Here is a 1468-nt window from a genome sequence, read left to right as displayed (position 1 = left end):
CCCGCGCCGCGCGGGCGTGTCGTCCTTCGGGCTCAGCGGTACCAACGCGCACACCATCATCGAGCAGGCCCCGGCTGTTCCGGCCCTTCCGGCCGCCCCGCCCGAGCAGCCCGCGCCGCGTGAGCTGACCGTGCTGCCGTGGCTGCTGTCGGCGAAGGACGGGCAGGCGCTGCACGCCCAGGCCGCACAGCTGGCCACCCATCTCCGTACCCACCCCGAACTGAGCGCGACCGACCTCGCGTTCTCGCTCGCCACCAGCCGCGCCGCACTTGAGCGGCGCGCCGCCCTCGTCACCACGGACCGCGAGACGTTCCTGGCGGGCCTGGACGCGCTGGCCCGGGGCGAGTCCGTACCGGATGTGGTCGAGGGGACGGTCGCCGAGGGCAAGGTGGCGTTCCTGTTCACGGGACAGGGCAGCCAGCGGCTCGGCATGGGTCGTGAGCTTTACGGTGCCTTCCCGGTGTTCGCGGATGCGCTGGATGAGGTGTGTGCGCATCTGGATCTGTACCTTGAGCGGCCGCTGCGGGAGGTGCTGTTCGGGGATGACGCCTCCGCCCTGGACCGGACGGGGTTCACTCAGCCCGCGTTGTTCGCGGTCGAGGTGGCGTTGTTCCGGCTGGTCGAGGCGTGGGGTCTGAAGGCGGACTTCCTCTCCGGGCATTCGATCGGTGAGCTGGCCGCCGCGCATGTGGCGGGTGTGCTCTCACTCGCGGACGCGGCGAAGTTGGTGGCGGCTCGTGGCCGTCTGATGCAGGAGCTTCCGGCCGGTGGCGCGATGGTTGCCGTCCAGGCGTCGGAGGACGAGGTGGCGCCGCTGCTGACCGAGCGCGTCTCGATAGCCGCCCTCAACGGCCCGTCGTCGGTGGTCATCGCGGGTGATGAGGACGCGGCTGTCGCGATCGCTTCCGGTTTTGAGGCGCGGGGTCGTAAGACCAAGCGGCTCACGGTCAGCCATGCGTTCCACTCGCCCCGCATGGACGGGATGTTGGACGCGTTCCGCGAGGTCGCGGAGGGGCTGTCGTACGAGGCTCCGCGTATCCCGATCGTCTCCAATCTCACCGGGAACGTCGTCTCCGCCGAGGAGATCACCAGCCCGGACTTCTGGGTGCGCCACGTCCGCGAGGCCGTGCGCTTCCTCGACGGTGTGCGGACGCTGGAAGCGGAGGGTGTGACGACCTTCGTCGAGCTTGGCCCCGACGGCGTTCTCTCCGCGATGGCGCAGGAGTGCGTGACCGACTCCGCGTCCGACGCCGCGTTCGCCGCCACGCTGCGGAAGGACCGTGCCGAGGCCGAATCGGTGACCGCCGCGCTCGCCCTGCTGCAGGTCCGGGGCCAGTCCCCGGACTGGGGCGGCTACTTCGAGGGCACCGGGGCCCGGCGGGTCGAGCTGCCGACCTATGCCTTCCAGCGCTCCCGGTACTGGTGGGAGGAGGCCCCGGCGGCGTCGGACGCCACGCTGGGCGGTGCC

1 protein-coding gene is annotated in these 1468 nt (G+C 71.3%); it reads left to right on the top strand.

What is annotated here, in order from left to right:
• Positions 1-1468: acyltransferase domain-containing protein (locus NP777_RS46800; protein ID WP_256656308.1), on the top strand; the 1468-nt coding region annotated here is incomplete at both ends.

This window comes from Streptomyces rugosispiralis (genome assembly GCF_024505145.1).
Classification (GTDB): Bacteria; Actinomycetota; Actinomycetes; order Streptomycetales; family Streptomycetaceae; genus Streptomyces; species Streptomyces rugosispiralis.
The sequence above is the reverse complement of the archived record's forward strand: the minus strand, read 5'-3'. Positions and strand labels throughout refer to the sequence as shown.